Source organism: Roseovarius sp. W115 (genome assembly GCF_032842945.2).
Taxonomy (GTDB): Bacteria; Pseudomonadota; Alphaproteobacteria; order Rhodobacterales; family Rhodobacteraceae; genus Roseovarius; species Roseovarius rhodophyticola.
The window spans coordinates 1135008-1161037 of sequence record NZ_CP146606.1 but is presented as its reverse complement, the minus strand read 5'-3'; the positions used below and the strand labels follow the sequence as shown (position 1 = coordinate 1161037).

Here is a 26030-nt window from a genome sequence, read left to right as displayed (position 1 = left end):
TCTTCAAACATCCAACTCCTCCACGAACCGCGCATTCTCCTGGATATACTGGAACCGCAGTTCGGGCTTTTTGCCCATGAGGCGTTCGACCAAATCCCCAGTCTCCCCCGGTTCGTCCTCGTCGATGGTCACGCGGATGAGTTTGCGGGTTTTGGGGTCCATGGTGGTTTCCTTGAGATCCTTGGCGTCCATTTCCCCCAGGCCCTTGAAGCGGCTGACGTCGATCTTGGCCTTGCCCCCCAAACCCTTTTCCAGCCAGGCGTCGCGCTCGGCCTCATCCAGGCAATAGACCCGGTTGGCCCCCTGCGTGAGCCGGTAGAGCGGCGGGCACGCCAGATAGAGATGCCCCGCATCAATCATCGGGCGCATCTGGGTGAAGAAGAAGGTCATCAAAAGTGAGGCGATATGCGCGCCGTCCACATCGGCGTCGGTCATGATGATGATCTTGTCATAGCGCAGATCGTCAATGTTGAACCGCGTGCCAAGGCCAACGCCAAGCGCTTGGGTGAGGTCGCTGATCTCGGCGTTGGTGCCCAGTTTGGAGGACGCCGCCCCCAGCACGTTCAGGATCTTACCGCGCAGGGGCAGAAGGGCCTGTGTCTTGCGATCCCGGGCCATTTTAGCCGAGCCGCCCGCGCTGTCGCCTTCCACAATGAATAATTCCGTGCCCTCGCGTGTTGAGGAACTGCAGTCCACCAATTTGCCGGGGAGGCGCAGTTTCTTGGTGGCAGATTTGCGTTGTGTCTCCTTCTCGGCCCTGCGGCGCAGGCGTTCCTCGGCTCTCAACACCAGAAAATCAAGGATCGCCCCCGCCGATTTCGTATCCGCCGCGAGCCAGTTGTCGAAATGGTCGCGCACGGAATTTTCGACCATCCGCTGGGCTTCGACCGTGGCAAGACGGTCCTTGGTCTGGCCCACGAATTCCGGCTCACGGATAAAGCAGGAGACCAGCGCCCCCGCCCCCGTGATCAGGTCTTCGCGCGTGATGGTCCCGGCTTTTTTGTTGCTGACCAGTTCGCCATAGGCCTTGATGCCCTTCAGGATCGCCGCCCAAAACCCGGCCTCATGCGTGCCGCCCTCAGGCGTGGGCACGGTGTTGCAGTAGGATTGAATGAACCCGTCGCGCGCGGGCGTCCAGTTGATGGCCCATTCGACCTTGCCGGGCACCTGGAATTTGTCGAAGGACACCGATCCGGCAAAGGGTGCTTCGGCATAGGTTGAGGCCCCTGCGAAGGTTTCCGACAGATAGTCAGCCAAGCCACCGGGAAAGTGGAATTTCGCCTCTGCCGGGGTTTCACCGTCTTCGATGGCAGTTTTCCAGCGGATTTCGACACCAGAAAAGAGGAAAGCCTTGGACCGCGCCATCTTGAAGAGCCGTGCGGGTTTGAGTTTGAGAGAGCCGAAAATGTCAGGATCAGGATGGAAGGTCACGGCAGTGCCGCGCCGGTTGGGGGCTGCGCCGACTTTTTCCAAAGGGCCTTGTGGCAGGCCACGGGAAAACTCCATCGCGAAGAGTTCCTTGTTGCGGGCCACTTCGACGCGCAGGTGATCCGAGAGCGCGTTGACCACCGATGAGCCCACACCGTGCAGACCGCCAGAGGTTTGATAGCTGTCGCCAGAGAATTTGCCGCCTGCGTTCAGGGTGCAAAAGATGATTTCGAGCGCGGTTTTGGATGGATCCTTGGGGTGTGGATCAGTGGGAATGCCGCGGCCGTTGTCGCGCACCGAGACATGGCCGTTCTCGTGCAGTTCGACTTCGATCCATGTGGCGTGGCCGGCCACGGCCTCGTCCATGGAGTTGTCGATGATTTCAGCGACCATGTGGTGCAGCGCACGGTCATCCTTGCCGCCGATATACATGCCAGGACGCAGGCGCACATGCTCCATGTCCTCCAGGACTTGAATGGAGGAGGCGTCGTAGTCCCCCGACCCAGGGGCTGTCAAAAGATCGTCGGCCATCGGTCTGCTCTTTATTTGTTGATTGTGCGCAGTATGGCAGAGCCAAGCGCTCTGGAAAAGCGGCTTCCTGCAGGAAACTGTCAGGGGTAGACTGCTATACGCGCGCGAAAGGAGCATGCGATGCGGAGTTTTCAAGAGATATTTGACATCAGTGCCGAACGGCACGGCGGAACGGATGCGCTGGACGCAATGCTTGGTAAGCCGAAGACTCCAGAAGAGCTTGCCAAGATTCCTGAGGACCGCTGGCTGGCGGAGATGTCAAAGTACATTTTTGCCACCGGGCTCAACTGGACCGTGATTGAAAAGAAGTGGCCTGGGTTTGAAGAAGCGTTTCACGGCTTTGACCTCGGCCGCTGCGCCTTCATGGATGACGGGATGTTTGACAATCTGTTGCAGGACACGCGGATCGTTAGGCATGGCGCCAAAATTCAGTCAGTGCGGGACAATGCGGCGTTTCTGCTTGAACTGCGTGAGGAGGGCGGTGTGGGTCACGTCCTGGGTGGCTGGCCGACTGATGCCTTTGCAGACCTGCTTGAGATGCTGAAAAAGCGTGGCTCCCGGTTAGGTGGGATGACAGGCGCTTATTCCATGCGGATGCTGGGGCGGGACAGTTATATCCTGTCAAAGGATGTTGTGGCGCGTTTGATTGCAGAGGGTGTAGTGGACAAAGCGCCGGGATCCAAATCGTCGATGAAAGCGGTGCAGGCGGCGTTCAACGCGTGGATGGATCAATCTGGTCGGTCATTGACCGAAATCAGCCGGGTCTTGGCACTGAGCACAGGATAGCGTGCTAAGGCGTTTCGCGATGAACATGAGACGCAGATGATCGCGGAACGCTTTAACGTATTGGCGCTCCGGACACCTTGAAAGAAAACGGGCTTTGGGCGTGGTGGAGTTTTGCAAAACTCCACTCTGGTTTCTTGCAAGAAACCAGTCTCAATCATCGAGGTATTGAGACACCCCGATGACAATGCCGTCAAGAAACGGCAGCCGCGATGCGCGTTCTTTCCCCAGTCAGGTTTGGACGCTCGGGCAGATTAACTGGTTAATCCGGTCAACACGTTGGTAGACTTAAAAACCCGAAAGCGTTTCGCGATGAACCTGTGACGTAGATGATCGCGAAACGCCGCGTGACACGCAATCGTTGCACGCGTTTCGCCTCTTGCTGAGGTATCAGGCTAAAGGCGAAGCCCTTTAGGCTCCCTATTCCTTTTGTGACAGATAGCGCGCGCACCCCAAGAGCGCGGCGTTGTCGTCATGGATCACCGTCACCGGGATGCGTTTCAGGATATCTGTGTAAGGTCCACGCGGATGAAATGTGTCGGTGAACCCCATCGGCTTGAGAAACGGTGCAATGGCGCGTGCGGTTCCGCCGATGAGGTAGAGGCCGCCTGTGGCCATATGCGACAAACAAAGGTTGCTTGCGACAAGGCCGAGCAAAGACACAAAACACTGGAGTGTCTTGCGCGGCTGAGCCGCGATGATCTGACTTGGCGTCAATGTCTCGCCGCTAAAAAAGGCGTGGATGCGCGTGAGACCGGAACCCGAAAGTGCCGCTTCTATCGGCAAATGCCCGGCTTGTTTGTACAAGGCATCAAAGAGCGGGCGGAAGCCGGGCGCGTCTGGCAAGGTGGTGTGCCCGCTCTCGGAGGCGGGGACAAACACCCTGTCCTTTTGTTGATGCGCCACTGCGATGTTGCAGCCTGTTCCGAGACCCAATACCAGACGCGGACCGCCCGGCTCGGGCATTCCTTTGACCAGAGTTTGCAGAGCGTCTTCATGCAGATCATCCAAAGCATAAGCCTGGGCCTGTAGATCATTGAGTAGGTGAATGTCGGGAATGCCTGTGCTGCGTTGCAAGGTGGTGGCATCGATAAACCAGTTATGATTGGTGAGCTGCGCAGAGCCATCGCGAACAGGTCCGGCCACGCCAGCACATATGGCGTGGATGCGGCCCCGTGGTTTGTCTGCCAGATAGGTTTGCAGCAGCTGCGACAGGTCTTCAAACGGATCAATTGCAAAGCGTTGAACAGTTTCAGGATCAAGCTTGTTTTGGAGAGCCAAACCGACGCGGCAATGCGTGCCCCCAAGGTCAATCAGAAGATGCTCAGCCATCACGCCACTTTGCCGCCAAAGCGCGGGCAGATTGCGCAAAGAGTAGAACGTCAATGCCCACCGCAAGCATCTGCCCGCCCCAGTCGCGATACATCAAAGCTGTGTCTTGATCGACCGCCAGAATGCCGGGCGCTTTGCCAGAGGCTTTGATCCGGGCGAGCGCGTCTTGCATGGCGTCCATCACCTCTGGCTGGGTGGCGTCGCCGCGGTAGCCCATGTCATTGGCCAGATCGGACGGCCCTATGAAGGCGGCATCAACGCCGTCGATGGCGCAAATGGCATCGAGGTTTTCGAGCGCCGCGCGGCTTTCGATTTGCACAATGAGGCACATCTGATCATTGGCGGTTGTGATGTAATCCGGGATCGCGCCAAAGCCTGAGGCACGGGCCAGAGCCGCACCGGACCCACGGACACCTTCGGGCGGGTAGCGCATGGCTTTGACCAGCGCTTGTGTCTGCTCTGCTGTGTCAACCATGGGCACCAGAAGCGACTGCGCCCCGGCATCCAGCACCTGTTTGATGATCCAGTCCTCGCCAATGGGCACACGGACCACCGGGTGACTTGCCGAGCCTTGCAAGGCCTGAATTTGCACAGACAAAGACCGCACGTCATTTGGCGCATGCTCGCCATCCAGAACCAGCCAGTCGAACCCAGCGGTGCCCAGGATTTCAGTTGCGTAGGCGTCGGCGAACCCGGCCCAGCAGCCATAGAGCATGTCACCGGCTGCGAGGGCTTTCTTGAAGGGGTTTTCTGGTGCGGGCATTTGCAATCTCCAGCAGGGCTTGTGCCGCAGTTAAGCGTGGTGTTGAGTGAAGGTCCAGCACCAGGTCAGGAGGACCGCATGAAACTGACGTTGCACCACATCAATCTAAGCACCGAAAAGGTTGAGGCGATGGACGCCTTTTATCGCGATGTGATGCAGCTTGACCGCGCCGAAAGCGATCTTCCGGCGTTGAAGAATGACGAAGATGTCTACACCGGGGATGTGGCCTTTCTGGAGGATGGGCATGTGCATTTGCATGTGGCACGCAAGGATGTGGAGGCTGGGTTCCGCACAGGCCAGATCGTCAATCCGGTGAGCCATGGGCATATCGCCTACCGCTGCGATGATCTTGAGGCGTTCAAGGCGCATTTGGAGGCACAGGGCGTGGCTTATTCCGATTGGGGTGAAAGCGCCGTCAAAGGTTGGCACCAGATTTATTTTTACGACCCGGATGGCAACGTGATCGAAGTGCATCAGGTGGTGGAGTGAGGGGGAAAGTGGTGGCGGTGATGCGGAAGACGTCGACTTTGAAGAATTGGGGCCGACGTCAGTACCGGGGTCATTGCGGTTTCTATAATAATGAGCCCGACCGGACGATGCCAGCCGGGCTTCTCGCTTGCCTCTTGAAGGGAATTTACGGCAAGAGCACCTTGTCAATTACGTGAATAACACCGTTGGTTGCGATGATGTCTGCTGATGTGACATTGGCATCGTTTACACGCACAGCAGCACCGTACTTGCCACCCGTGCCGTTCACACGCACTGTATCGCCTTGTACTGTCGCAACGTCCAGTTTCTGCCCAATCACTTGGTCTGATGTTATTGCACCAGGAACAACATGGTAGGTCAGGATATTGACCAGTTGATCTTTGTTTTCTGGCAGAAGAAGGGTTTCAACAGTGCCGGCTGGCAGCGCGTCAAATGCTGCATTTGTCGGGGCAAATACTGTGAATGGTCCTGGCCCTTTAAGCGTTTCTACCAGATCCGCAGCCTGCAAAGCAGCTACAAGAGTTGAGAAATCTGGGTTGGATGCTGCGATATCTACAATATCGTCCCCGGTTTCAGTTTGCGCACATGCTCCAACTGCCGATACCAGTCCAACAGCTGCAAACGATTTTATAAGGCCACGACGATTCATAGTATTTCCTTTTCAGTTATTGAGTAGTTCTGCAGGTTTGCGCTGGTCCATACTGGTCAGTACGGGAGTAAGCAGTGAACAGATCACAAATAGTTGAAACCAGAGCGGGCATATCAGCATTAGCGTCGTGGTGCGCGCTTTATGGGCTCAGAGCAGTCATTCGACCCTGACTGCTCACCCCTGTTTTGCAATCTCCAACGCTTCCTCGATCACTCCCGCATCTCCAATATGATTGACAAGTAAAAGCACCAGCCGAGCGTTTAGGGCGGTGCTGTCTTCCAGGCTGAGGTCTTCATGGGCGGCCAGCAGCATGGCGTAGATGTCATCGGCATTCTTAAGGTTAGGCGTTGTGATGAGCGTGCTCATAGGGCGTGTCCTTTGGCGCGGGTGAGGGCTTGGGTCACATGCTCTGCCGTGGCGCAGGGCCAGCGGGCGGCGATGTGTTGATCTGGGCGGATGAGGTAGAGAGCTGAGGCGGCCTCTTCCAGATAGCGGGTGCGGAGATCGCGGGTAATCTCGGGCGACAGGATGGTCAGGCCGGTGCCTTCAGGTGCGGTTGTGTTCAAAGCCAGAAGGCAGAAGTCCCCTTTTAAGCTGTCTAAAAAATAGCCATCCGTCAGGCGTGCATCCGGGCAGGGGGCGCCTGGGCGGGTTTGAGTCGGACCTGTCGGCAGAGCATCCGATGTGTTGAGCGGTGAGGCGTCATAGGTGCTGGGTTGGGACAGGCGGCCGGAATTCACAAAAGGCCGGGCGAAAGCGTGCTCTTTTGCGAGGTTCAGCACGGCATCGCGGAAGATGCGGCTCATCTCGGATTTGGGCGTGATGAAATCGGTCGAGCGTGTGGAATTGAGGATGTTCTCATCCGCGGCCTGCACACGCTCCGCTATGTAGCTGTCGAGCAGGGTTTCCGGCGCGTCGCCTTGCACCACGGATGCCAGCTTCCAACCCAGATTATCCGCATCCTGCAGGCCCGAATTGGCCCCGCGCGCCCCGAAGGGTGAGACCTGATGGGCGGCATCCCCGGCAAAGAGCACATGGCCGTGGCGGAAGTTTCGCATCCGGCGGCATTGGAACGTGTAGATTGAGACCCATTCGAGCTCAAAGTCCACATCCGGTCCCAGCATTTGCGCCACACGGGCGCGCACGCGGTCTGGGTCTTGCTCTGCCTTGCGGTCAATGTCCCAGCCCAGTTGCAGATCAATCCGCCAGACGCCATCGGGTTGTTTGTGCAGCAGCGCGGATTGACCGGGGTTGAAGGGGGGATCGAACCAGAACCACCGCTCGGTCGGGAAATCGGCCTGCATGGTGACATCGGCGATGAGGAAGTTGTCCTCAAAGACGCGGCCTTCGAAGTCCTGATGAAGCATGTGGCGGACCGGCGAGTTGGCCCCATCGCAGGCAATCAGCCAGTCAGTGGTGATCGCATAAGGCCCGTCTTGGGTTTGAATGACGCAGACCAGTTTGTTGTTCACCCATTCTGGTCGGGTCGCAAAGCGATGTCCGCCGCGCAGATCAACTGGCGCGCCCTCCGCCTGAAGCGCGCGCAGTCGGGTGATGAGTTCGGTTTCAAGATGGTATTGCGGCAGGTTGATGAAAGCAGGGTTCTTGTGCCCGGCTTCGGTTTGCAGGTTGAACTCATAGATTTTCTGCGCGCCAGAGAAGACCTTGCCGAGGTTCCATTGCACGCCTTTCCCAACCAGTGCCTCCCCCACACCCAGACGATCTGCAATCTCCAGCGTGCGTTTGGCAAAACAGATCGCGCGCGAGCCGGTAGAGACATGAGTGTTGTCATCCAGGATCAGCGTGGGAATGCCGCGCTGGGCAAGGTCAAGGGCGAGGGCCAGACCGACAGGGCCGGCCCCCACGATGGTGATCGGGTGATGGGGAGGGCGTGCAGCATCCTGATCTTGGTGGCGCTGGTAGGGGTAGTGTTCGGGGGTGGTCATGTTTTTCTAGGATGTCTCTCACCCCAGCGTCGTGAGGTCTTGCGAGGTATGACATAGGCGTTCGGATCTTTTTCGGGCGTATTCCAGGTGTGACGGAACACACGCCATTTCAGAAAGAAGAGAAAGCTGAGGCTAAGAACGGTGACTGCTTTTACCACACTGTTGTTGTGAAGCCGGTAGATATGTGCCGAACTGCAGTATCTTTGTAAAATGATTGGGGTCTGCTCATTGGTTGTTGAATACACAAAACCGTCGCGCCTCTGTTCATCCAATGAGCGCTTATCGGGGTATCTTACACCGAACAGAATTGGATTTGGCGTGCTCCACGCTTCTGGAATTCCGAAGACGTGATTGCGCCAGTTTACGGTTAATGGCTGGTCGACCCACCCTATTAGGACTTGCACCACATCAATTTGGAACTGCCCATGTAAAACGCGCCCAGATTTTTCTGTGACCAATTCATAGTTTGCGACGTTACCAACAACGATTGCATCGGCATGCAAAAGGTCAAAAACAGAGCTGCTTCTATACGTCAAACAGGCATGCGCTGAGCCTCCACTCAGTATCAGCGCTAATCCGAATGCCGTGACCCACCTCACCCCTGCAACGCCTCCCACATCTCTATATCACGCTGGGCGGTCCATATCCTTGGCGTGTCAATCCCACGCGCCTCGTCATAGGCGCGGGCGACGTTGAAGGGCAGGCAATGCTCGTAGATTGCGTAGTCCGAGAATTTCGGATCACAGGCCGCGCGCACGGCATCCCATGCCTCTTTCAAAGATCCTCCCCGCGCGGCAACCCGCGCGGCAGGGGCATAGGTGCTGCCGACAAAGTCACGCGTGCTTTCAATTGCGGCATCCACCATTTCACGCCCCATCAGCGCCCCGCCGCGGCCCGGTGCAATGGCGTCCACCTCAAAGGCTTTGACGGCATCCAGCGTGTCGCCCCAATCGGCAAAATGTCCGTCTCCGCAGTAGCAAGCCGAGTGGTATTCAACGATGTCGCCTGTGAACATCACGTTCTCATCGGGTACATGAATAACGATATCGCCGGCCGTGTGCGCCCGGCCCAGATGCATCAGGTCGACGCGGCGGTTGCCCAGATAAACGCTCATCGCCTCAGAGAAGGTTGTCGTGGGCCAGGTTAAACCCGGAATGCTCTCATGCCCCTCAAAAAGGCGCGGGAAGCGCTGGAATTCGCTGTCCCAGTCTTCCTGGCCGCGTTCGGCCACCATGGCACGGGCGGCATCTGACATGATCACCTGATCCGCGCTGTAAGCCGACGCGCCGAGCACACGCACAGCATGGTAGTGGGTCAGCGCCAGATGGGTGATCGGTTTGTCGGTTACCTGCCGCACGCATTCAATCACCTTTCCAGCCAGGCGCGGTGTGGCTTGGGCCTCGATGATCATGACGCTGTCATCGCCGACAATCACACCGGAATTGGGGTCGCCCTCGGCCGTAAAGGCATAAAGACCGCGCCCGATCTCGGTAAAGCTGATTTCTTTCTCGGTCAGATCACTCTGAGAGGCAAACGCCTTGGCCATGGGTCATCCTTTCCTTACTCGACAGTCATGCAAGGGTGTGATTCCTTATGCACATGACCGCGATACGTCTTCCATATGTGATTGTCGCAGGGATCAGCCTTGCCACGCTCGTGACACTGATCCTGATGGGCCGCAACCTGACTTGCCCCTGCGGATGGGTGGATTTGTGGGGCACGGTGAACACGTCGGAGGGCAGCCAGCAGGTGTTTGACTGGTACTGGCCCAGTCATTTGCTGCACGGGTTCATCTTTTACGCCATCTTGTGGGCCGTGGCCCGGCGGGTTGAGCTCGGCTGGCGGTTGGTCATTGCCGCGCTGTTGGAATGCGCCTGGGAGATTGTTGAGAACACCAATGCGGTGATTGAGCGGTATCGTGAGGTGACGATCTCGCTGGATTACTACGGCGACAGCGTGCTCAACTCTGCGTCCGACATTGCGGCCATGCTGTTTGGGTTCTGGCTGGCGCGGCGCTTGCCGGTTTGGATGAGCTTGGTGATCGTTATTGGGTTTGAGCTGCTCACCTTGAGCATTATCCGCGACAACCTGACCCTGAACGTGATCATGCTGATTGCCCCCGTTGAGGCGATTGCCGACTGGCAGGGTGGCGGCTAGGGCCATGGTGCCACTTTCTGGTTGATCGTGCCAAAGATCGACCGGCCCGCATCATCCTGCATCCAGATTTTCACCGTATCGCCGGGCCGAAGGAACGGTGTGTGCGCCTGACCCGTCAGGATCGTTTCAACCATGCGCTGTTCGGCGATACAGGAATATCCCCGCCCGCCCCGGGCCACCGGTTGGCCCGGCCCTTCATCCGCATCGCGATTTGAAATCGTGCCCGATCCAATGATTGTCCCGGCTGGCAAGGGCCGGGTCTTCGCGGCATGGGCAATCAGCGTGCCGAAATCAAAGGTCATGTCGACACCTGCATTGGCCCGGCCAAAGGGCTGGCCGTTGAGGTCCACATGCAGGATGCCGTGCAGTTTCCGCCCGTCCCACCCCGGCAGCGCAGCGGGGGTCACCGCCAGCGGCGACGTGGCCGAGGGCGGTTTGGATTGCACAAACCCAAACCCCTTGGACAGCTCGTCGGGGATCAGCGCGCGCAGCGAGATATCATTGATCAACAGGACGTATTCGATGAACCCCGCGGCCTCATCCGCGCTGGCGCCTTGCGGCACGTCACCGGTAATCACGGCAATCTCGGCCTCAAAGTCGATGCCCCAATCCGGGTCTCCGGTGATGTCGTCCTGCGGACCGATGAAGGTGGAACAGCCCTGATACATCAACGGATCGGTCCAAAAGCTTGGGGGCATATCGGCGCCGCGCGCACGGCGCACCAAATCCACATGGTTCACATAGGCGGATCCATCCAGAAACTGCGTTGCCCGGGGCAGCACGGCACCGCAAGATCCCTCGTCAAAGGGCTGTTCGGTGAGCTCTGGCACAAGGCGCTTCATGTCCAGTGCGTCGCGCAGCGTGCGGTCGGTGCAGGGCCGCTGCATGCGAAGGTCATCAGAAACGACAACCAGCGCGCCATCCGGCGACCCATCGTCAAGCGACGCAATCTTCATGCGTCCTCCCCAAAGGCAATGACCATCCCGTCATGGCCCACATGCAGCGGGCCATCGTAATGCGGCGTGACGGCCGCCCGCCAATCCGCTTCGGTGATGCCCGGCTCGTGTCCCGGCACAAAATGGTTCAGTGCCAGCGCGCCCACCCCGGCAGCGGCTGCGATGCGGCCCACTTCGGCAGCCGGGGAATGACTGCGCAGGATGTGATCTATCAGCCGGGTGGCATCGTCATACCCCATGCGATCCACAATGGCCTGAATGCCCTCGGGCAACATCGCCTCGTGCACCAGCAGGTCGGCTCCCCGCGCAAACGGGATCATCTCGGGCATCGGCTCAGTGTCGCCCGACAGCACCAGCGTGTCCGCGCCATGTTGGAATTTCAACGCAAAGCTGTCGGCAACGGGCGGATGGATATTGCGCAAGGCGGTAACCAACACGCCATCCAGATCAATCGGGCGTTCGTCGGTGATATGCCCAATGGTGAACAGGCTATGAAAATCGGGGCGGCCCTCGTCGACCTCTCGCAGGGCGATGTCGTAATTCATCGCGTTCAAAAAGCCTTCCCAGTAATCTTCCAGACCGGGCGGGCCGAAGATGGGCAATTGCTGGCGCAGGCCCGTGGTCCAGGCGGTGTGCAACAGCGGCCCCAATTCCATCACATGATCGGAATGCATATGGGTGATCAACACCGCATCAATCGCGGTCAACGGCAAGCCCGCATCGCAAATGGCGCGGGTGGCCCCCAGGCCGGCATCCACCAACAGGGTCCGCCCGCCCATCTGCACCAGGGTCGAGGTCGGCATGGGCGAGCCGGGTTGAATGCCCGGACCACCTTTGGTGCCCAACAGCACCACGGAGCTTTGTGTGTCACTGCCTGTCGTCATCATTTTCGTCCCATTCATACCACGCGCCGCCACTTTCGCGGACCCCTACCATGATCAGCGCGACAATGACGATGCCCAGCAGGATGACAACACCGATCATCAACCGTCCTCCCCGGCAACGTTCCCCGGCGCACAGCCCGTACCCGCCCGGCATCCATGCCGCGTGACGGTCATTTCACTCCCGGCGTGCCATCAAACTTCTTTTCGATATCCCCCCAACAGTCGATGTAGTCCTCTTGCAATGGGGCCTCCTTGGCGGCAAAGCGCGTAAGATGTTGCGGAAAGCGGGTCTCGAACATGAATGACATCGTATTGTCGAGCTTATCAGGCCCCAGATTGGCATTAGACGCCTTCTCAAACGCTTCGCGGTCAGGCCCGTGCGGCAGCATCATGTTGTGCAGAGACATGCCGCCGGGAACGAAGCCCTGCGGTTTGGCGTCATACTGGCCATAGATGTTGCCCATAAGCTCGGACATGATGTTCTTGTGATACCAGGGCGGGCGGAAGGTGTGTTCCGCCACCATCCAGCGTTCACGGAAGAGCACAAAGTCGATATTGGCGGTGCCCTCAACACCCGAGGGCGCGGTGAGCACGGTAAAGATCGACGGGTCGGGGTGGTCAAAGAGCACTGCGCCGACAGGGCAATAGGTGGTCAGGTCGTATTTGCAGGGCGCGTAATTGCCATGCCATGCCACGACATCCAAGGGTGAATGCCCGATCTGTGTTTCGTGAAACTGCCCACACCATTTGATAGTGACGGTCGAGGGTGTTTCGCGGTCTTCAAAGGCAGCCACAGGCGTTTTGAAATCGCGCCGGTTGGCCATGCAATTCGCACCGATCGGACCGCGACCGGGCAGGGTGAATTTTTGACCATAGTTCTCGCAAACGAAGCCACGTGCAGGGCCTTTTAGAACCTCAACGCGGTAGAGCAGGCCGCGAGGCAGTATTGCGACCTCTTGTGGTGCGACATCAATAATCCCAAGTTCGGTGCAAAAGCGCAGATGGCCCGCTTGCGGGACCACCAGAAGCTCACTGTCAGCGGAATAGAAATAGCTGTTTTCCATGGAGGCTGTGACAAGATAAACGTGGCTCGCCATGCCCACTTGAGTGTTTACATCGCCAGCCGTGGTCATGGTGCGCATGCCCGTCAGCCATGTCAGAGGCGCGTCCGAATGCGGGACAGGGTCCCAGCGGTATTGACCAAGCGAGGTCACATCTTCCACCACATGCGGTGCTGATTTCCAATAGGGCAGCTCAACGCGCGTGTAGCGATGCGAGTGTTTCACCGATGGTCTTATGCGATAGCACCAGGTGCGCTCATTCTGATGGCTTGGGGCTGTAAAAGCCGTGCCAGAGAGTTGCTCGCCATAGAGCCCATAGGCGCATTTCTGCGGGCTGTTCTGCCCCTGGGGTAGCGCGCCGGGCAAAGCCTCAGTCTCAAAATCATTGCCGAAACCGGGCATATAGCCCTTATGCGGGCCTGTGAGACTGGGCGCTTGCGTCAGTACATGCGGATGTGCGGGACGGGTCATGGGCGGTCTCCTGTCGGAACGGGGTCAGGCCTGAGCGTTGCCTGCGCGGTAGGCGCGCGACCCTTTTGGCATAGAATTTCGCGAAACATGCCAGACATGCAAGCCATGTTGTCAGATGCCCCGCAGATCGCCGTCTGGCCCGCTAGGTTTGGCGATGCTTTACAAACGCTATCAAACGCGGGACAGCTTGCGGCCATGAATACACATCTCAAGGGCCTCATCATCACCACACTGGGCGTGCTCTTTGTCGTCCCGGACTCGCTCTTTGTCCGTTTGATCGAGGCCGAGCCTTTGGTGGTTGCGTTCTGGCGGGGCCTGACGGCGGGTGTGCTGATCCTGATTGGGGTGCTGGCGTTTCAGGGTGTCGGCGCGATCAAAGCCTCGCTCAACACGGGCCGCGCCGGGCTTGTCTACATCGTGCTGATGGGGTCCACAGCGCCGGGTTTTGTGATGGCGGTCACGCAAACCAGTGTGGCGAATGTTGTTTTCATTTTCGCCTCGATGCCTGTCTTTTCGTCGATCTTTGCCCGGGTGTTTCTGGGCGAACGCATCGGACGGCGCATGGTGCTGACCATGGTAGGAGTCTTTGTGGGCCTAGGCATTCTGGCCTATGGCAGCCACGAAAGCGAGATCGCGTCCTGGAAAGGTGATCTGTGGGCCGTGTTCGTATCCGCTGCCTATGCCGCAGCATTAACGGCGGTGCGCCGGGTCAAAGATGTGTCAATGATCCCGGCGATCCCTTTTTCCTACATTGGGGCGGCGCTGGTGGTGTTGCCGTTTGTGTCCCCGCTGGAACCGGTTGCGGCGCAGTGGGATCTGTTCCTGTACCATGGGCTGTTCATCGCTGTGGCGACCTGCTTTCTCACCCTGGGCCCGCGCTACATCAGCTCAGTTGAAGTCTCATTGCTGATCTTGCTGGAATCGGTTTTGGCGCCGCTGCTCGTCTGGGCTGTGGTCGGCGAAGACCCCGGTCGCTGGGCGCTGGTTGGTGGCGCGGTGGTGATCGGTGTTCTATTGATCTCCAACATGGTTTTGCTCAGGCGGGGCAAGGAGCGCGCCGCGTGACGCCACTTGGAGCAAAACAGCTCGTGCTGGAAACTGATCGATTGCGACTGATCCCGTTCAGCCTTGATGATCTAGATATTGCGCGTGCTTTGCTTTGCGACAGAGACGTCATGAGGTATGTCGCTGACCCGATGTCGCCCGAGCAGGTGGCTGAGCAAATGCACAACTATATCAGACGTGGTGCAGGAGGGCGGATCGGTATCTGGTGTGTGGTCCGCAAGGACACGGGCCAGAAAATCGGTGATTGCGTGTTGCTGCCAGTTCCCATTGAAACGGAGGACTATGACTGGAGCCTGCTGTCCGAACATGCCTACCCTGATGCGCATATCGAGGTGGGGTATCTCTTGATCCCAGAGGCTTGGGGGCAAGGGTATGCCACTGAAATCTGCGCGCGGCTGTTGAAGTTTGCGTTTGAGCAAACCGCTTTAGACCAAGTCGTCGCAACGACAGACAGCGCAAACCACAAATCACGCCATGTTCTGGGCAAATGTGGCCTCCAATTTAAGGGGCAAAGGCGCGCCTATGGGTATGACGATGTGGACTGGTTCGAAATCGAGAGAGGCGACTGGAGGTCTGACACGATCTAGGCGCCGTATTCCGCACTGAGCCTGGTCAACCCCGCTTCCATAATGTCGAACATCTCGTCTATTTGCGCCTCGGTCATGATCAGCGGCGGCGAGAAGACGGCCATATTGCCGAAGGGGCGTAGGAGCAGCCCCATCTCTTCACAGACCGCATCCAGCTTGTTGCCGAATTGCAGATGCGCGGCATAGGTTTCGTCAGACAATTCCGGGCGACATTCCAAACAGCCCAGAAGGCCCATGCCACGGGCGTCCCCGACGATGTCGAATTTCTCACCAATGGCGCGCAGACGCCCTTGGAAATATGGCGTGATGCGCTGCACGTGACCGAGGATGTCTTCGCGCTCCATGATCTCGATGTTCTTGAGCGCGGCGGCACAGCCCACGGGATGACCGGAATAGGTGTAGCCGTTGTAAAACGTGTCATTCTCGGCGTTGCCGCGCATCTGGTCGACCACGCGGTCTGACAGAATGCAGGCCCCCAGCGGAATGTACCCCGAGGTCAGACCCTTGGCGCAGGTGATGATGTCAGGCACGATGTCAAAGACCGGCTCAGACGCAAACCAATGCCCCATGCGGCCAAAGCCGGTGACGACCTCATCCGAGATATAGAGAATGTCATGCTTGTGGCACAGATCGAGCGTGCGTTTATGATAGCCCGGCGGTGGCACGATGATCCCGCCCGAGCACAGAATCGGCTCAGCGATGAAGGCGGCGATTTTATCTGCACCGACCTCGGCGATGGCGGCTTCCATATCGGCCAGCTTGGCGTCGCACCAGTCCTCAAGGCTCATATCTTCGGGGCGGCCATAAGGGTTGATGTCGGGCAGGAAATGCACCAGGTCGTCGGCCTTGTCGAACTGTGTCTTAAAGCGCTCCTTCCCGGTCATGGTCGAGGCCAGATAGGTCGAGCCGTGATAGGCTTTTTCACGCGATAGGATGATCTTTTTCTCGGGCCGCCCAAGGCGATTGTTCATGAATTGAACCGCGCGCAGAGCTGTGTCCACGGCTGTCGAACCACCGGTCGTGAAATGCACAGTGTTGAGGTCTCCCGGTGCCATTTCGGCCAGCTTGCGCGCTAAGACGGCGGCAGGCTCTGAGGTAAAGGACCACGGCGAGGCATAGGGCATTTGCATGGTCTGCTCAGCAATCGCCTTGGCCATTTCCTCGCGGCCATAGCCGATTTGTACGCACCACATGCCGCCCGGCCCGTCGATATAGCGCTTGCCTGCGCTGTCCCAAAGATAGATGCCCTCGCCAGTATTGACGCGCATGTATTCGTCTTTGCCCACGCCTTCGACCCCGGCCCACGGGTGCAGATGGTGATCGCGGTCCCAACGAGTCAGATCCTCTTCGCTGGGGAGTTTGACTTTGTTTTTTGGTTGAGCGTTGTGTTTGACATCGGTTCAATCGCCTTTTGTTTTCTCAACGGGTCCGCCCTGTTTCTCCCAGGTCGAGAACCCTTCTTTAAGATGTGCTGCCTCAAATCCCATTTCCTGAAGCGTGGCCACGGTCAGAGCTGAGCGCCAGCCGCTGGCGCTGTGAAACACGTATCTTTTGTCCTGCCCGAAGACCTCTTTGTAATAGGGGCTGTCGGGGTCGATCCAAAACTCCACCATACCACGCGGGGTATGAACACTGCCGGGGATGTATCCGGTTCTTTCGCGCTCGCGCACGTCACGGATGTCAACAATAACGGTGTTGGGATCGTCCACCAGCGCAATCAGGTCTGCGGTCTCAACCTCGTCAATCCGCGCCCGCGCATCGGCTACCACCTGCGCTGCGGTCTTTTTGAGTTTTGACATTGATCAGTCCCTTTTTGTCTTGGCAGGCTTTGCAGCATTCAGCGCCAAACCCGCCCTGAACTATGCCTTGTCCAGTGGAAAATGCTTGGGAAACAAAAGGCTCAGCGCATGCAGGCTGTCTTGATAACACGTCTCACCATCGGTCTCGGATGGGTAGAGCATCAAACTGAGCCAATGACCATCTGAGATGGACTCGATCAACCGAGTCGCACGCGGCGCGCTCAGATCGATATATCCGCCCTCTTCGATGAGCCGGGCACAGATGTGCATAATCTCTTCAAACCGTTGATTGTCATACCGGTTGTGGATCTTGAGATAGTTTGGCCGGTACTTGGCCTGTCCCCAAAATGCGAACCAAACAGCCAGCTTTTTGTGGGTGCAGACCTTCTTGTCAAAATCTGCACGCAGGATCGCAGCGAGTTGCCGTGCAGGGTCTGAACCGGCCTCCTTCTGATATTTGGTCCACAGATCAAAATGCTCTTGCGCCAGATAGCCGAGCGTTGCGTCATAGAGCGCTTCTTTGCTGGCAAAGTGATAGTTCACCACGCCATGCGAAACCTTGGCCTTTTCCGTGACATGCCGCAACGTTGTATCGGAAAAGCCGCGCTTGGATATCGAGTCCATGGCCGCCATGATGAGTTGTTTGCGCCGCACGTCCCGCGGGGCCGTGCGCTTATTGGCGGTCTCATGGCGCGTTTTAACCGGCATCAGTCGGCCCGTTCAGCCAATTGCTGATCCAACAGGTCCCGCTTGTGCTGGCGGTACATGATAAGGGCTGCAATGGTTACGCAGATCGCCACGACGAGAATGATGATGGTGGCCAATGCATTAATGTCCGGGCGCAAGCCAAGTCGAATGCGCGAGAAAATGAGTATTGGAAGCGTGTTTGCCCCGGGGCCGGTGACAAAGCTTGCGATCACCAGATCATCAAGCGAAAGCGTGAAGGCCAACAGCCAGCCCGATACCAGCGCGGGGGTAAGGCGCGGGATGGTGATTGCCGTGAGAACCTTGAACGGTTTTGCGCCCAGGTCTGCGGCAGCTTCTTCAAGGTCCTGCCCCATACCGGTCAGGCGCGCTTGCACCGTGACCGCAACAAAGGCCATGGAGAAGGTTATATGCGCGATCGTGATGGTGGTGAATCCACGCTCCGCAGGCCAGCCGATCAATTCTTGCAGAGATATGAAAAACACCAGCAAGGACAGACCCGTTATGACTTCTGGCATCACCAGTGGCGCGACAAGCATCCCGCCGAAAAGCGTGCGTCCTTTGAATCGGCCAAACCGGACCATCGCAAGCGCTGCAAGTGTACCAAGCATGGTGGCGAAAGTCGCATTCACGAAAGCGATCTTGAGACTAAGCGCTACAGCGCTCCAGACTTCGGGGGACTCGAAAAACAGCACTTTGTACCAGCGCGTTGACCACCCGCCCCAAACCGGCACCAGCTTGGAGTGGTTGAAAGAGTAGATCACCAAAAGCAGGAGCGGGATGTAAAAGAAGGCTAGCCCGAGGCTCACCATGACCGTCAGAAAGCGAGAGCGTTTGTTGTACATCTCCTAACGCCCCTCGTTTTCTTTGCCTTGGTAGTGCTGGAAGACGGCGATAGGCACCACGAGAAGGAACAGAAGTACAATGGCGACTGCCGAGGCGACGGGCCAGTCGGTGTTGCGCGAAAACTCGTTAAAGAGCACGCGGCCAATCATTTGCACGTTGCCGCCTCCAAGAAGATCGGGAATGACATATTCGCCCGTGGCCGGGATGAACACCAGAAGTGAGCCCGCGATGATGCCCGGGATCGTCAGCGGCAAGGTTACTTTGAAAAAGGTGTTTGTCGGCTTTGATCCCAGATCGGCTGCTGCTTCATTCAGGCTGGTGTCGAGCTTTTCCATATTGGCGTAAAGCGGCAGGATCATGAATGGCATGTAGGTATAGACGATACCCACAAAGACCGCGAATTCAGTATAGAGCATCCGGATGGGTTCATCGATAAGCCCAATCGAGATCAGCAAGTTGTTGATCGTGCCCTGATCCGCCAAAAGGCCCATCCAAGCATAGACGCGCAACAAGAAAGACGTCCAGAACGGCAAGATCACCAGGAAGAGCAAAAGCGGCTTCATCACAGGACCGGATCGCACGATCCCATAAGCAATGGGATAGCCAAACAACAGACAGATCAGTGTTGAGAGAACTGAGATCTTGAGCGAGTTGAGATAAGTGTTGGAATACAGGTTGTCGGTCAGGATGTAGGTGAAATTGTCAAAGACAATACGGATGTTGATCACACCCGTATCCGTCCACTCAATCAGCTTGGTGAACGGGGGGCTTGCGATGGCCAGCTCTGCCAAACTGATCTTGGCGACAATGAAAAACGGAAAGAGAAAGAAGAAGAGCAGCCACACAAAAGGGATCAGTATGACGATCTTGCGCCAATTGTTCTGTGCCCGTCTGGCGAGAGATTGCAGAAAACCGATGTCTTGCTGAGAGGTCGCAGAGACCGGACTGTTCGTTAGATCGGTCATGAATTTAGCAACATCGCGCTGGATGGCTCCCAGCTTAGATAGACCGTGTCTTCCCAGGTGATGGATTGCTCACTACTCCGCGACCTGACCTGATTTGGAGCAGTCACATCGACAAGTTGGCCTGTTTTGAGCTTAACCTTATAGATTGAAGTCTCACCCAGATATCCGATCTCTTCAACTTCACCGCTGACCTGATTAGGACCCGCCTTTTTGGGTGCTGTTTTGCTCACGTGAATTTTTTCGGGCCTTAGGCCAACCCAGATTTGTTTGCCTTCGGTCACCGATTGACCGTGGTCGATGTAAATCTCACCAAGGTCGGTATCGACGCGCACATGGTCGGTGCCATCTTCGCTGACGCGTCCGGCAAAAATATTGGCCGATCCTATAAAGTCCGCAACAAACCGCGACTGAGGAAATTCGTAAATCTCATTCGGTGTGCCGATCTGCATGAAGCGGCCTGCATCCATCACGGCCATGCGGGTGGCCAGTGTCATGGCCTCTTCCTGGTCGTGGGTAACAACGATGAACGTCACGCCGACCTGTTCCTGAATGTTGGCCAACTCAAACTGCGTTTGCTTGCGCAGTTTCTTGTCCAAAGCGGCGAGCGGTTCATCCAGCAAGAGCAAGCGTGGTTTCTTCACCAGCGCGCGGGCCAAAGCAACTCGTTGCCTTTGACCACCAGAAAGCTGTTGCGGTTTGCGTTTCTTGAAGTCCTGCAGCTCGACCAGTTGCAGAATATCATCCACGCGGTCGGTGATTTCGCTTTTGGGAACGCGGTCTTGTTGCAGCCCAAACGCGATGTTCTTTTCAACTGTCATATGTGGGAAAAGCGCATAGCTTTGGAACATCATGTTGGTGGGGCGTTCATAGGCCGAGACATTCGACATGTCTTCGCCCCCAATGTTGATCGACCCGGATTCAGGAAATTCGAACCCTGCAAGCATCCGAAGCAAAGTTGATTTGCCACAACCCGACCCGCCCAAAAGGCAAAAAGCTCACCCTGATAGATGTCGAGATCAATGTTGTCGACAGCGGTAACTGAACCGAATTTCTTTGTCAGGCCACGTATTTGGACCAATGGAGTGTTGTTCTCATGGTCAAGCCACGGCGCATCGGTCACGGACGGTCCCCCAGTAAAAATGCTCAATATATTTGCGAGCGTGGGGTGGTGGCATAAAACCTCACGCCACCACCTGTTTCAAAAAGCGATCAGTTGCCCGCTTTGAAGTTGGTCCAAGTCCGCGTTTGCAGGCGCTCGACCTTCGGCGGAAGCACTTTTGTGGTGTACATCTTGGCAACCTGATCAGAGGTTGGGAAAGCCGCTGGGCTTGATGTCACTTCTTCATCCACCAGCTCTTTGCCGGTCTTGTTGGCCGTCGCATACCAGGTGAAGTTACTGTCCGCCGCGCCAACTTCAGGCCGCATCATGTAGTTAAGGAACAAATGCGCGTCTTCTTTGTTTGCGGCATCCGCAGGGATCAACCAGCCGTCAATCCAGAGCTGCGCTGCGCCTTGGCCTTCGGGCAGGAAGAAATCAAGAACGACGCCTGTATCGGCTTCGGCTGCGCCGGACATCGCCAAAAGCCCATCAGGCCCCCAAGTTGTGGAGATGCAGAACTCTTTCTGTGGCATCCGCTGATACGCATAGTTATCGAACGTTTTGATATGCGGACGGATCTGCGCCAGCATTTCCCCAACCGCCTCATAGTCTTCGGAATTGGTCGAGTTTGGGTCGAGCCCCAGATAAGCAAGCGCCATTGGAATGATGTCACCTGGAGAATCCAGGAATGACACACCACAGGAGGCAACTTTCTCCAGGTGTTCAGGGTTGAAGATAAGATCCATGGAGCCGATTGGTGCGTCAGGATAAGTCGCCTTCACCAGCTCTTCATTATACGTTACTCCATGTGTGCCCCACATATACGGAATGAAGTGCTTGTTGCCTGGATCCCATTCACTGTCGAGCTGCGCCATAAGGGCCGGGTCAATATGTTTGATGTTGTCCAGCTTTGACATATCGAGCGGAGCGACGATGCCCGCCTTGATCAGACGCGCTGTATCACTACCGGCGTGGCTGACGACATCATAACCGCTATTGCCCGCAAGCAGTTTCGCATCGATCGATTCAGCGGAATCATAGGTGTCGTAAATGACCTTGATCCCGTATTCTTTTTCGAAGTTGGCGATCGTGTCTTCTGCGATGTATTCACCCCAGTTTGTGACCTTCAGCACACGATCTTCAGCAACAGCCGATCCGGCCATCAAAACGCCAACTGCAACCGTGCAGGTCAGTCCCTTCAGTTTGTATGTAAGTGTCATATTGCGGAATTCCTCTCCCTAGGACGACGTTCAATTTTTTGATGAGTGCATCGCGCCTTTTGTTCGGCGCAGTCCCTCGTTGAGTGATTAACTGGTTGAACGTTCGAAAAAACGTTATTCGGTGCAAATCAAACGAGTCAAGCTGTACGGTCGCCGGATTTGATCAAATCTGACGACCCTTTCAGAATATGATCAATTCATGACCACACGCGCGAGGGGATTTTCTTGACACAAGTAATGGATTTCCGAGATTTAGAACTGATGATGAAGAGAGTATTGAGAAACACGTAACCACGGGAAAGTGCATCACCTTGCGCGGTGCTGTTCTTGTTTGCCGGGATATCCCGAACGAATTTGGAAAGTAACACAAATGATCCATATGCTTTGCCGTTTCGATCTCAAGCCGGGCGCGTCAATGGAGGCGGTGCGTGGTTATTATGCTCAGTTTTTCAAAGACATGAAGTCAATGGGGTATGCGGAGGCAACCGGAGAAATTGGCACCCGAATTGACGACACACCAATGTCCACCGAAGCACCGGAAGCACAACGGTTCTACGTTGTAATGACCTTCCAGGATCGCGCGCAGCTTGATGGGTCCTATGCGTATTTCACTGGCGGGCATCTCACTTCGGACCAGCTTGCCGCACATAACGGGATCCGGCGCTGGATCACCAATGAGGTGTTCACCTGTTGGGACGATCAGGTTTAGCCACCCCAAAATTTCTTTCCAAAAAAAACTGCGTCTAGCTCCGCTGCCCTTGGTTGTGTAGTCTCTTTTTGACTGACTGTTCAGTCAGATTCGGAATCAGAATTGGCTTTGTGAAGGTTTTGAGGAGCACTTTCATATGACGATGGAACCCAATCACAGAATCCTTTTCGAGCCGCTCAAGATCGGCCCCAAGACGACCAAGAACCGATTTTATCAGGTGCCGCATTGCAATGGGATGGGGCATCGCTGGCCTCGGACCATGGCAGAAATGCGAGGGGTCAAGGCTGAAGGGGGCTGGGGTGTGGTATGCACCGAAGAGTGCTCGATCCACCCGACAAGCGATCTGACTCCGGCCACCCTGATGCGGCTCTGGGATGACAGCGATTTGCCGGTTCATCGTCTGATGGTCGATAAGGTGCATGAACACGGTGCACTCGCAGGCATTCAGCTTGTCCACAATGGCCAGTCGGTCAGCAACTACCTGTCGCGTATTCCGTCCATCGCCCCGTCGCCTGCACCCAATGAGACGTCAAACTCGACGCAGGCGCGGGGGATGGACAAAGACGACATCAAAACCCTGCGCCGATGGTTTCGCGAAGCCGCGTTGAGGTCGCGTGAGGCGGGGTACGACATTATCTATGTCTACGCCGCACACGGCATCATGACGCTGCTTTATCAATTTCTGCTCAAACGCTTCAATCACCGCACCGATGAGTATGGCGGCAGCTTAGAGAACCGGGTGCGGCTGGTGCGTGAGGTGCTGGAGGACACCAAGGATGCAGTCGGGCATGACTGTGCCGTGGCGTTCCGCTTTGCTGTGGATGAATTGATGGGTGAGGATGGCATGCACAGCGCAGAGGCCGAGGATATAGTCGGTTCTCTCGCTGAGTTGCCGGACCTTTGGGATGTGAATGTGGCAGACTGGGGCAATGACTCGCTCCCGTCGCGGTTCGGCAACGAAGGATCGCAAGAAGACTATGTGCGCTTCGTCAAGAAACTGACCACCAAGCCGGTGGTGGGCGTGGGGCGGTTTACCTCGCCGGATACGATGGTGTCTCAAATCAAACGTGGCGTGCTTGATCTTGTTGGGGCTGCGCGTCCCTCGATTGCTGACCCCTTTCTGCCCACCAAGATTGAAGAAGGTCGATCGCACGAAATCCGCGAATGTATCGGCTGCAACATGTGCACCACGGGCGACTATGTGGCCTACCCGATGCGCTGTACGCAGAACCCAACGATGGGAGAGGAATGGCGCAAGGGGTGGCACCCTGAACGTATTCCGGCGGCGACTTCCGAGGACAATGTGCTGGTGGTCGGAGGTGGACCTGCCGGGCTGGAGGCCGCGCTGGCGCTGTCCAATCGCGGGTATCCTGTCACTCTTGCGGAAGCCGGGGAAAAACTGGGCGGCCGTGTTCTGCGCGAAACAGCACTGGCCCCGTTACGGCAATGGAACCGCGTGGCAGATTACCGTGTGAACCTGTTGTCGGCTCGCGCCAATGTCAGCACCTTCACGCAAAGCGCAATGACCGCGCAGTCCGTGATGGAATTGGGGCATGCCCATGTGGCCATTGCCACCGGGTCGCACTGGCGCACCGATTTTGTGGGAATTCATCACCGATTTGCGCCCGAACAGCTTCACAGCCCGATGATTGTTGCGCCAGAGGTCATTATGGCCGGTGAGGTGCCCAAGGGACCGGTACTCATCTTTGACGACGATCATTACTACCTGGGCAGTGCTCTGGCCGAACAACTGGCCGGAAACGGTGTCGATGTTATGCTTGTCACGCCAGCGGCGGAGTCGGCGGGCTGGACGCATTTCACGCTGGAGTATGAACATATTCAGGTGCGGCTGCGTGAGCTTGGGGTTGAGATCATCTGCAACCATGGGATCGTGGCTGTGGGCGATGGCTTTGTCGATCTGGCTTGTGTGTTCACCGAGAAAACGCAGCGCAAGGATGTGGCAGCCGTGGTGCCCGTCACGTCGCGGACCAGTGACGACAGTCTCTATCATGATCTCTTAGCGCAGAAAGACGCATGGTCGGAGCATGGCATCAAATCTGTCACGCGCATTGGTGATTGCTATGCGCCGGGGACAATCGCAATGGCTGTCTATGGCGGGCACGAGTTTGCGAGAACGCTGGAAGCGCCTGTTGATCAGGACGCACCCTTCCGGCGAGAAAACGATTTTGAGTCGGACAAGCTCTGGCCCGAGTTTGCTTCATGACCGTATCCGCCAAATCCGACGCCTGGTATCAGTCGTCCTGCCATATCAAGACCTCGCTTTGGGGTAAGACAGCAGGAGATTTACCTGAACTCGAGCCTTTGACATCAGATGTGTCTGCCGACGTCGCTGTCATTGGCGCTGGGTTTTGCGGTCTGTCCTCGGCCCTGCACCTCGCCGAACAGGGCGTCGATGTCGCCATTGTAGAAGCACATGAGCCGGGATGGGGCGCCTCAGGCCGAAATGGCGGACAAGTCATACCGGGTTTGAAAATTCTGCCTGATGAGATGGTCGCGCGTTATGGCAAGGAGCGCGGAGAGCGGATTGCCGAGACTGCGGGAGGCGCGCCTCAGGTTGTTTATGACCTTATCGAGAATTACGGCATTGAGTGTGATCTGCGACGCACGGGCTGGATTCAATTGGCCAAAGGGCCAGCAGGTCGCGTGACCACGGATGCGCATGTGGCCCAATGGGGGTCCCGTGGTGTAGTGACCCGCACGCTTGATCGGGGTGAGATCGAGACCAAAGTGGGGACCTCGGCCTATGCCTCGGCCCTGATGGATGAGCGTGGCGGCAACCTGCATCCTTTGAAGTATGCCAGGGGGCTTGCAAAGGCGTGTCTGTCACAAGGTGTGCGCATTTTTCCGCAATCCCCTGCCGTCTCGGTGGAACATGACGGGGCGCATTGGGTTGTGAAAACCGAGCAAGGTCAGGTCAATGCACAAACAGTGATTGTCTGCACCAACGGCTATACAGGGTCGATGTTGCCGGGGCTGTCAGACTCGATTGTGCCGGTTCTGACGGGTGTTCTGGCCACCGACCCGTTGAGCGATAACCTGAAACGTAAGATCTTGCCAAAGCGCCAAGGCGCAGCGGATACGCGACGGCTCTTGTCGTGGTTTGGCATCGACAGCCAGGACCGTTTGATCTTTGGCAGCCGCATCAATTCGCAACAAGAACTGATTGACGAAGCCAATTTTGGCTTTGGCTTTCGCCGGATGCGAGAGATTTTCCCCGAAGTTGATACCAGCCGCGTCAACCACCTTTGGACGGGGCGCGTCGCGCTGACGCTGGATCATGTGCCGCACATTCACAAATTGGGGGATGGTCTTTACAGTGGCCTTGGATTCAACGGGCGTGGTGTCGCCATGGCAAGCATGTTTGGCAAGGTGCTTGCGGCGCATTGTCTGGGCAAGGCCGGTGAAGATTTTCTACCCGTGACCCCGATGCCCAAAGTGCCGTTCAGCCGATTTCGGGGGCAGGGCCTGGCCGTGGCCTTAACGTGGAAACGCCTGATGGATGCGGTACGACCCTAGAAAGATCTATGCTGTGCCAGAAAGAATGGATGGAAAAGGACTTGAACC

The 26030-nt window shown here is 56.9% G+C and carries 25 protein-coding genes and 1 pseudogene; 8 read left to right on the top strand and 18 right to left on the bottom strand.

The genetic code is table 11. The annotated features are described in order from the left end of the window. Positions 1-3: 3 nt before the first annotated feature. A complete protein-coding gene (gene parE, locus RZS32_RS05955) occupies positions 4-1959 on the bottom strand; it encodes a DNA topoisomerase IV subunit B (protein ID WP_317056108.1) in 1956 nt (651 codons plus the stop codon). Positions 1960-2079: 120 nt separating this feature from the next. On the opposite strand from parE, the gene RZS32_RS05950 reads away from it, so the two are divergent. Beyond that, positions 2080-2745, top strand: a complete 666-nt coding sequence (locus RZS32_RS05950; protein ID WP_317056107.1) for a DNA-3-methyladenine glycosylase I — start codon at positions 2080-2082, stop codon at positions 2743-2745. Between the two features lie 417 nt (positions 2746-3162). Here RZS32_RS05950 and RZS32_RS05945 read toward each other — a convergent pair whose 3' ends face one another. After that, positions 3163-4074: a glucokinase gene (locus RZS32_RS05945; RefSeq protein ID WP_317056106.1), complete on the bottom strand. Its 912-nt coding sequence runs from the start codon at positions 4072-4074 to the stop codon at positions 3163-3165. Further along, positions 4067-4837 carry an HpcH/HpaI aldolase family protein gene (locus RZS32_RS05940; protein WP_317056105.1) on the bottom strand — a complete coding sequence of 257 codons (771 nt, stop codon included), beginning with the start codon at positions 4835-4837 and terminating at the stop codon, positions 4067-4069. The genes RZS32_RS05945 and RZS32_RS05940 overlap by 8 nt, the downstream gene beginning before the upstream one ends. A 78-nt stretch (positions 4838-4915) precedes the next feature. Here RZS32_RS05940 and RZS32_RS05935 point away from each other — a divergent pair, with 78 nt between their 5' ends. After that, positions 4916-5326: a VOC family protein gene (locus RZS32_RS05935; RefSeq protein ID WP_317056104.1), complete on the top strand. Its 411-nt coding sequence runs from the start codon at positions 4916-4918 to the stop codon at positions 5324-5326. A gap of 145 nt (positions 5327-5471) precedes the next feature. Here the strand turns inward: RZS32_RS05935 and RZS32_RS05930 are convergent, their stop codons facing one another. The 5 genes from RZS32_RS05930 to RZS32_RS05910 form a co-directional block, all read right to left on the bottom strand. Then, entirely contained in the window at positions 5472-5975 is a 504-nt protein-coding gene (locus RZS32_RS05930) for a fasciclin domain-containing protein (protein ID WP_317056103.1), read from the bottom strand. A 174-nt stretch (positions 5976-6149) separates the two neighbouring features. Beyond that, on the bottom strand, positions 6150-6341 hold the full coding sequence (locus RZS32_RS05925; protein WP_317056102.1) for a DUF2783 domain-containing protein: 192 nt from the start codon (positions 6339-6341) through the stop codon (positions 6150-6152). Then, entirely contained in the window at positions 6338-7921 is a 1584-nt protein-coding gene (locus RZS32_RS05920) for an FAD-dependent oxidoreductase (protein ID WP_317056101.1), read from the bottom strand. The genes RZS32_RS05925 and RZS32_RS05920 overlap by 4 nt, the downstream gene beginning before the upstream one ends. Further along, positions 7918-8520, bottom strand: a complete 603-nt coding sequence (locus RZS32_RS05915) for a hypothetical protein (protein ID WP_339106839.1) — start codon at positions 8518-8520, stop codon at positions 7918-7920. Before RZS32_RS05915 ends, RZS32_RS05920 begins: the two co-directional genes overlap by 4 nt. Beyond that, positions 8517-9467 carry an MBL fold metallo-hydrolase gene (locus RZS32_RS05910; RefSeq protein WP_317056099.1) on the bottom strand — a complete coding sequence of 317 codons (951 nt, stop codon included), beginning with the start codon at positions 9465-9467 and terminating at the stop codon, positions 8517-8519. Before RZS32_RS05910 ends, RZS32_RS05915 begins: the two co-directional genes overlap by 4 nt. A gap of 53 nt (positions 9468-9520) precedes the next feature. On the opposite strand from RZS32_RS05910, the gene RZS32_RS05905 reads away from it, so the two are divergent. After that, positions 9521-10078 (top strand): DUF2585 family protein, encoded by a 558-nt coding sequence (locus RZS32_RS05905; protein WP_317056098.1) that lies wholly within the window; start codon positions 9521-9523, stop codon positions 10076-10078. On the opposite strand, the gene RZS32_RS05900 is transcribed toward RZS32_RS05905, so the two are convergent. The 3 genes from RZS32_RS05900 to hmgA form a co-directional block, all read right to left on the bottom strand. After that, positions 10075-11034, bottom strand: coding sequence for a fumarylacetoacetate hydrolase family protein (locus tag RZS32_RS05900; protein WP_317056097.1), 960 nt, complete (start codon positions 11032-11034; stop codon positions 10075-10077). The genes RZS32_RS05905 and RZS32_RS05900 overlap by 4 nt on opposite strands. Continuing rightward, complete coding sequence (locus RZS32_RS05895) at positions 11031-11918, bottom strand: MBL fold metallo-hydrolase (RefSeq protein ID WP_317056096.1); 888 nt, start codon at positions 11916-11918, stop codon at positions 11031-11033. The genes RZS32_RS05900 and RZS32_RS05895 overlap by 4 nt, the downstream gene beginning before the upstream one ends. A gap of 170 nt (positions 11919-12088) precedes the next feature. Next, positions 12089-13450 carry a homogentisate 1,2-dioxygenase gene (gene hmgA / locus RZS32_RS05890; RefSeq protein WP_317056095.1) on the bottom strand — a complete coding sequence of 454 codons (1362 nt, stop codon included), beginning with the start codon at positions 13448-13450 and terminating at the stop codon, positions 12089-12091. A gap of 195 nt (positions 13451-13645) precedes the next feature. Between hmgA and RZS32_RS05885 the strand changes: the two genes are divergently transcribed. Both RZS32_RS05885 and RZS32_RS05880 read left to right on the top strand, forming a co-directional pair. Further along, a complete protein-coding gene (locus tag RZS32_RS05885; RefSeq protein WP_317057849.1) occupies positions 13646-14515 on the top strand; it encodes a DMT family transporter in 870 nt (289 codons plus the stop codon). Then, positions 14512-15102: a GNAT family N-acetyltransferase gene (locus tag RZS32_RS05880; RefSeq protein ID WP_317056094.1), complete on the top strand. Its 591-nt coding sequence runs from the start codon at positions 14512-14514 to the stop codon at positions 15100-15102. The genes RZS32_RS05885 and RZS32_RS05880 overlap by 4 nt, the downstream gene beginning before the upstream one ends. On the opposite strand, the gene RZS32_RS05875 is transcribed toward RZS32_RS05880, so the two are convergent. The 7 genes and pseudogenes from RZS32_RS05875 to RZS32_RS05845 all read right to left on the bottom strand — a co-directional run bounded on the left by RZS32_RS05875 (position 15099) and on the right by RZS32_RS05845 (position 21736). After that, entirely contained in the window at positions 15099-16442 is a 1344-nt protein-coding gene (locus tag RZS32_RS05875; RefSeq protein ID WP_339106906.1) for an aminotransferase, read from the bottom strand. The genes RZS32_RS05880 and RZS32_RS05875 overlap by 4 nt on opposite strands. Before the next feature lie 60 nt (positions 16443-16502). Beyond that, positions 16503-16901: a rhodanese-like domain-containing protein gene (locus tag RZS32_RS05870; protein WP_317056092.1), complete on the bottom strand. Its 399-nt coding sequence runs from the start codon at positions 16899-16901 to the stop codon at positions 16503-16505. A gap of 60 nt (positions 16902-16961) precedes the next feature. Further along, positions 16962-17609: a TetR/AcrR family transcriptional regulator gene (locus RZS32_RS05865; protein ID WP_317056091.1), complete on the bottom strand. Its 648-nt coding sequence runs from the start codon at positions 17607-17609 to the stop codon at positions 16962-16964. After that, on the bottom strand, positions 17609-18451 hold the full coding sequence (locus RZS32_RS05860; protein WP_317056090.1) for an ABC transporter permease subunit: 843 nt from the start codon (positions 18449-18451) through the stop codon (positions 17609-17611). Before RZS32_RS05860 ends, RZS32_RS05865 begins: the two co-directional genes overlap by 1 nt. 3 nt (positions 18452-18454) lie before the next feature. Beyond that, positions 18455-19417, bottom strand: a complete 963-nt coding sequence (locus RZS32_RS05855) for an ABC transporter permease subunit (RefSeq protein ID WP_317056089.1) — start codon at positions 19415-19417, stop codon at positions 18455-18457. Then, a pseudogene (locus tag RZS32_RS05850) lies at positions 19414-20537 on the bottom strand (ABC transporter ATP-binding protein). The gene RZS32_RS05855 and the pseudogene RZS32_RS05850 overlap by 4 nt, the downstream one beginning before the upstream one ends. Before the next feature lie 89 nt (positions 20538-20626). After that, on the bottom strand, positions 20627-21736 hold the full coding sequence (locus RZS32_RS05845) for an extracellular solute-binding protein (RefSeq protein WP_317056087.1): 1110 nt from the start codon (positions 21734-21736) through the stop codon (positions 20627-20629). A gap of 370 nt (positions 21737-22106) precedes the next feature. Here RZS32_RS05845 and RZS32_RS05840 point away from each other — a divergent pair, with 370 nt between their 5' ends. The 3 genes from RZS32_RS05840 (at position 22107) to RZS32_RS05830 (ending at position 25982) form a co-directional block, all read left to right on the top strand. Next, positions 22107-22445 (top strand): hypothetical protein, encoded by a 339-nt coding sequence (locus tag RZS32_RS05840; RefSeq protein ID WP_317056086.1) that lies wholly within the window; start codon positions 22107-22109, stop codon positions 22443-22445. Positions 22446-22581: 136 nt separating this feature from the next. Then, positions 22582-24669: an FAD-dependent oxidoreductase gene (locus RZS32_RS05835; RefSeq protein ID WP_317056085.1), complete on the top strand. Its 2088-nt coding sequence runs from the start codon at positions 22582-22584 to the stop codon at positions 24667-24669. Then, positions 24666-25982 (top strand): NAD(P)/FAD-dependent oxidoreductase, encoded by a 1317-nt coding sequence (locus tag RZS32_RS05830; RefSeq protein ID WP_317056084.1) that lies wholly within the window; start codon positions 24666-24668, stop codon positions 25980-25982. The genes RZS32_RS05835 and RZS32_RS05830 overlap by 4 nt, the downstream gene beginning before the upstream one ends. The last annotated feature ends 48 nt before the right edge of the window (positions 25983-26030 follow it).

Bases quoted from the DNA above. Each gene is read 5' to 3' on its own strand.
- RZS32_RS05905 (WP_317056098.1), top strand. From the start codon at position 9,521: ATGACCGCGATACGTCTTCCATATGTGATTGTCGCAGGGATCAGCCTT.
- RZS32_RS05945 (WP_317056106.1), bottom strand. From the start codon at position 4,074: ATGGCTGAGCATCTTCTGATTGACCTTGGGGGCACGCATTGCCGCGTC.
- RZS32_RS05935 (WP_317056104.1), top strand. From the start codon at position 4,916: ATGAAACTGACGTTGCACCACATCAATCTAAGCACCGAAAAGGTTGAG.
- parE (WP_317056108.1), bottom strand. From the start codon at position 1,959: ATGGCCGACGATCTTTTGACAGCCCCTGGGTCGGGGGACTACGACGCC.
- RZS32_RS05940 (WP_317056105.1), bottom strand. From the start codon at position 4,837: ATGCCCGCACCAGAAAACCCCTTCAAGAAAGCCCTCGCAGCCGGTGAC.
- RZS32_RS05835 (WP_317056085.1), top strand. From the start codon at position 22,582: ATGACGATGGAACCCAATCACAGAATCCTTTTCGAGCCGCTCAAGATC.
- RZS32_RS05925 (WP_317056102.1), bottom strand. From the start codon at position 6,341: ATGAGCACGCTCATCACAACGCCTAACCTTAAGAATGCCGATGACATC.
- RZS32_RS05830 (WP_317056084.1), top strand. From the start codon at position 24,666: ATGACCGTATCCGCCAAATCCGACGCCTGGTATCAGTCGTCCTGCCAT.
- RZS32_RS05865 (WP_317056091.1), bottom strand. From the start codon at position 17,609: ATGCCGGTTAAAACGCGCCATGAGACCGCCAATAAGCGCACGGCCCCG.
- RZS32_RS05870 (WP_317056092.1), bottom strand. From the start codon at position 16,901: ATGTCAAAACTCAAAAAGACCGCAGCGCAGGTGGTAGCCGATGCGCGG.
- RZS32_RS05920 (WP_317056101.1), bottom strand. From the start codon at position 7,921: ATGACCACCCCCGAACACTACCCCTACCAGCGCCACCAAGATCAGGAT.
- RZS32_RS05885 (WP_317057849.1), top strand. From the start codon at position 13,646: ATGAATACACATCTCAAGGGCCTCATCATCACCACACTGGGCGTGCTC.
- RZS32_RS05930 (WP_317056103.1), bottom strand. From the start codon at position 5,975: ATGAATCGTCGTGGCCTTATAAAATCGTTTGCAGCTGTTGGACTGGTA.
- RZS32_RS05840 (WP_317056086.1), top strand. From the start codon at position 22,107: ATGATCCATATGCTTTGCCGTTTCGATCTCAAGCCGGGCGCGTCAATG.
- RZS32_RS05950 (WP_317056107.1), top strand. From the start codon at position 2,080: ATGCGGAGTTTTCAAGAGATATTTGACATCAGTGCCGAACGGCACGGC.
- RZS32_RS05900 (WP_317056097.1), bottom strand. From the start codon at position 11,034: ATGAAGATTGCGTCGCTTGACGATGGGTCGCCGGATGGCGCGCTGGTT.
- RZS32_RS05895 (WP_317056096.1), bottom strand. From the start codon at position 11,918: ATGACGACAGGCAGTGACACACAAAGCTCCGTGGTGCTGTTGGGCACC.
- RZS32_RS05910 (WP_317056099.1), bottom strand. From the start codon at position 9,467: ATGGCCAAGGCGTTTGCCTCTCAGAGTGATCTGACCGAGAAAGAAATC.
- RZS32_RS05855 (WP_317056089.1), bottom strand. From the start codon at position 19,417: ATGACCGATCTAACGAACAGTCCGGTCTCTGCGACCTCTCAGCAAGAC.
- RZS32_RS05845 (WP_317056087.1), bottom strand. From the start codon at position 21,736: ATGACACTTACATACAAACTGAAGGGACTGACCTGCACGGTTGCAGTT.
- RZS32_RS05860 (WP_317056090.1), bottom strand. From the start codon at position 18,451: ATGTACAACAAACGCTCTCGCTTTCTGACGGTCATGGTGAGCCTCGGG.
- hmgA (WP_317056095.1), bottom strand. From the start codon at position 13,450: ATGACCCGTCCCGCACATCCGCATGTACTGACGCAAGCGCCCAGTCTC.